The 3,687-nt window shown below is 69.5% G+C and carries 5 protein-coding genes; 3 read left to right on the top strand and 2 right to left on the bottom strand.

Translation table 11 applies throughout. From position 1 onward, the window contains the following. Window positions 1-629, top strand: a 629-nt coding sequence (locus FE256_RS17615) for a glycosyltransferase (protein WP_212743544.1), incomplete at its 5' end; no start/stop codon positions are given. 143 nt (window positions 630-772) lie between these two features. Here the strand turns inward: FE256_RS17615 and FE256_RS17610 are convergent. Continuing rightward, window positions 773-958, bottom strand: coding sequence for a hypothetical protein (locus tag FE256_RS17610; protein ID WP_138178240.1), 186 nt, complete (start codon window positions 956-958; stop codon window positions 773-775). 295 nt (window positions 959-1,253) lie between these two features. Here FE256_RS17610 and FE256_RS17605 point away from each other — a divergent pair, with 295 nt between their 5' ends. Together FE256_RS17605 and FE256_RS17600 are read left to right on the top strand one after the other, a co-directional pair. Next, entirely contained in the window at window positions 1,254-2,276 is a 1,023-nt protein-coding gene (locus tag FE256_RS17605) for a TerC family protein (RefSeq protein WP_138178244.1), read from the top strand. Window positions 2,277-2,381: 105 nt separating this feature from the next. Next, complete coding sequence (locus FE256_RS17600; RefSeq protein WP_138178238.1) at window positions 2,382-3,347, top strand: LLM class F420-dependent oxidoreductase; 966 nt, start codon at window positions 2,382-2,384, stop codon at window positions 3,345-3,347. Window positions 3,348-3,383: 36 nt separating this feature from the next. Here FE256_RS17600 and FE256_RS17595 read toward each other — a convergent pair. Then, on the bottom strand, window positions 3,384-3,687 hold a 304-nt coding region (locus FE256_RS17595; protein WP_212743543.1), incomplete at its 5' end, for a hypothetical protein.

Here is a 3,687-nt window from a genome sequence, read left to right as displayed (position 1 = left end):
CCGTGGCCCCGGTCGCCGCCCCCGCCTCTGCGCGCCGCGGCGCGGTGATGATCGCGCGCCTGGAGGGGATCAAACGCGTCGAGGACGCCGTCCGAGCGGTGCAGGACGCGGAGGTCCGCGTACCGGGTCTCACGCTCGACGTCTACGGCGACGGCCCCCGGCGCGGAGCCCTGGAGGCACTCGCCGGCGCGGACGGCGCGGTGAGATTCCACGGGTTCGACCCTTCGGCGCGAGCAGCACTCACTTCGGCATCCGTCCTGCTCCTGACCAGCCGCTCGGAGGCGTTCTCCCTCGTCGTGGCCGAGGCCATGGCGGCGGGGTGCCTGCCGATCGCCTACGACGTGCCCTACGGGCCCCGCGAACTCATCCGCGACGGTCGGACGGGCTGGCTGGTGGCACCGGGGGACGTCGCGGCCCTCAGCGAGGCGCTCGTGCGCGCCACCACCACCGACGAGCGCGTTCTCGCGCGGATGCGGCGGGATGCCGTGGATCGGGCGCGCACGCTCGATGAGCGGGCGGTGCGGGATCGGTGGGCGGCGGTCCTGCGTCGCGCGGCGCGTCGACACGCGGCGCGCCGACAGACGTGGCGTTTCCGCGAGATGGTGCGGCGGCGCCTACGGATCGGCTGACAACGGCCCTCTTCTCCGCGATCCGGCGTATCGTCGAAGACATCCAGCCCCGGCATCGCCGGTGCGGATGCCGCCCTCCGGGGCGCGCGACGCCCCGTCCGTCGAGCCACGCCCCCACGCGGCTCCGGACGGGGTTCGTCGTCTCAGCGATCCTCGCCGTAGGCCCAGATGCTGCGGACGTCGTCCTGCAGCTCCTCTTCGGCTGCGTCGTCGCTCACGGCGGCGTCGGCGGCCCGCTGCTCCTGCGCGCCCGCTTTCTTCTCCGCGGGGGCCGCCTCGGTGGCACCGTCCATCACGGGGCCGTCCTGCGTCTCATCGCGATCGTCCATGGGGTCCTCCTCGATCGATGTCGTCCTGGAATCCTCCGGGCACGGAACACGCGGGGACGAGGGGTTGCGCACGAGGGGCGCGCATGCTGCGTCGGGACGGCGTCTCGCCGTTCCCCGCCGACGGGGAGCCTCCGGCACGAACCGTGCCCTAGAATCGAGTACAGCAAGGGGAGTACTCCCACGCGACGTTCCCGTCAATACGGTCCACGCCATCGTGGCCCCGGGTCGTCGGCTCGCATCGCGAGTGGAAGAGACCTTGGTGTTTCGACGTACACCACATCCCTTGGAGGCCCGCGTGGGTGTCACCCCGCTTATCTGGCTCATCACGATCGCGGTCACGATCGCGTTCTTCGTGTTCGAGTTCTTCGCACACGTCCGCAAACCGCATGAACCCTCGATCGGCGAATCCGCCCGCTGGTCTGCGTTCTACATCGGTCTCGCCCTGCTGTTCGGCGTGGGCATCGGAGTGTTCTCCGGCTGGACCTACGGTGGCGAGTACTTCGCCGGCTACCTCACCGAGAAGGCCCTGTCGATCGACAACCTCTTCGTGTTCCTCCTGATCATGACCGGGTTCGCGGTGCCGAAGAAGTACCAGCAGAAGGTCCTGATGGTCGGCATCGTCATCGCGCTGATCATGCGCGGCGCGTTCATCGCGGTGGGTGCGGCCCTGATCGAGAACTTCTCGTGGATCTTCTACATCTTCGGTGCGCTGCTGCTGTTCCTCGCCTACCGCCAGGCCTTCGCCCACGGTGAGAGCGACCCGGCCAACGGCAAGTTCATGCGCTTGGTCCGTCGCGTCCTCCCCGTCAGCGAGGAGTACAACGCCGACAGGCTGACGGTGAAGAAGAACGGGAAGCGCTTCGTCACCCCCATGCTGCTGGTGATCGTCGCGATCGGCTTCATCGACCTCGTGTTCGCGGTCGACTCGATCCCGGCGATCTACGGTCTGACCAACGAGGCCTACATCGTCTTCACGGCCAACGCCTTCGCGCTGATGGGTCTGCGTCAGCTGTACTTCCTCATCGGCGGGCTGCTGGAGCGCCTCGTGTACCTGTCGCAGGGACTCGCCGTCATCCTCGCCTTCATCGGCGTCAAGCTCGTCTTCCACGCGCTGCACGTCAACGAGCTGCCCTTCATCAACGGCGGTGAGCCGTTGCTGTGGGTGCCCGAGATCCCGATCTGGTTCTCGCTGCTGTTCATCGCGGCGACCGTCGCCGTGGCCACCGTGGCGAGCCTGGCCAAGACGCGCCGGGATGCCGACAAGAAGCGACGCGACACGTTCGAGGGCGAGAAGGTCATCCACGCTCCCGAGGACTGAGTCATCGGCGACGGGCCCGCGGCGAGCGCTGCGGGCCCGTTGCCGTATCCGGTGACGGAGCGCAACCCCGCGGGCGGCGTCACCTCCCGCTCCTACCGTGACGACATGACTCGTTTCGGATACACCCTCATGACCGAGCAGAGCGGGCCCCGCGCGCTCGTGGACTACGCCGTCGGCGCCGAACACGCCGGCTACGACTTCCTCGTCTCGAGCGATCACTACTCCCCCTGGCTGACCTCGCAGGGACACGCGCCGTACGCCTGGACGGTGCTCGGCGCGGTGGCCCACGCGACGACCGATGTCGAGTTGATGACGTACGTCACGTGCCCGACGATCCGGTATCACCCCGCGGTGGTGGCGCAGAAGGCCGCGACGCTGCAGCTGCTCTCCGACGGGCGTTTCACTCTCGGTCTCGGTTCCGGAGAGAACCTCAACGAGCACGTCGTCGGCGACGGCTGGCCCGCGGTGCATGCCCGCCAGGACATGCTCGTCGAGGCGATCGAGATCATCCGGGCGCTGCACACCGGCGACCTCGTGACTTACGACGGCGAGTACTTCCGGGTCGACTCGGCGCGCGTGTGGGACGCGCCCGAGGGTGGCGTGCCCATCGGCGTCGCCGTGTCGGGCGATCACTCGATCGCCCGCTTCGCTCCCCTCGGCGACCACCTCATCACCACCGAGCCGGAGGCGGATCTGGTACGCGGATGGGATGAGCACCACGAGGGCCAGTCGCGCAAGATCGGTCAGATCCCGATCAGCTGGGACCCCGACAAGGATGCCGCGATCGCGCGCGCGCACGAGCAGTTCCGGTGGTTCGCCGGCGGCTGGGCGGTCAACTCCGACCTGCCGACGCCGGCGGGCTTCGCCGGTGCGTCACAGTTCGTGCGCCCCGAGGACGTCGCGGAGTCGATCGCGTGCGGCCCCGATCTCGACGAACTCGCCGAGAGCGTCCGGCCGTTCATCGACGCCGGCTTCACCGACATCGCCATCGTGCAGGTGGGCGACGCGCAGCAGCAGCGCTTCGTCGACGAGGTCGCCGCACCGCTGCTGGAAAAGCTCCGGGCCCTCTGACGGGGCATCGGCCGCGCGGTCGCGCGCTCCTCGAGCTCAGACCGCGTGGCCGGTTTCGCGCACCCACTGCTCGAGCCGCCAGGGGGGTACGCGGAACACGCGCGCCACATCGGGGATCGAGTGGTGCCCCTCGACGACGGAGGCCACCGCGAACTCCTGGAGCGAGCGAAAGTTCCGCCCCTCCAGCGCCCCGGTGCGCAGGTCGGCGAAGGTCCGGGGGACAACGCCCGGCCCCGCTCCGGGAGCGACGAACACGTAGGGCGACTCCCCTTGCATCCCGCGTTCGGCCGCGCGCTGATGAACGCGCGGGACTGCCGAGGGGACGTACGGGCGGCCGCCC

The sequence above is a fragment of the Microbacterium sp. 5K110 genome (assembly GCF_005774735.1).
In the GTDB taxonomy this organism is placed as follows: domain Bacteria; phylum Actinomycetota; class Actinomycetes; order Actinomycetales; family Microbacteriaceae; genus Microbacterium.
The sequence above is the reverse complement of the archived record's forward strand: the minus strand, read 5'-3'. Positions and strand labels throughout refer to the sequence as shown.

Excerpts from the sequence above, each read along its gene's own strand:
- FE256_RS17610 (WP_138178240.1), bottom strand. The coding sequence starts at position 958 with ATGGACGATCGCGATGAGACGCAGGACGGCCCCGTGATGGACGGTGCC.
- FE256_RS17600 (WP_138178238.1), top strand. The coding sequence starts at position 2,382 with ATGACTCGTTTCGGATACACCCTCATGACCGAGCAGAGCGGGCCCCGC.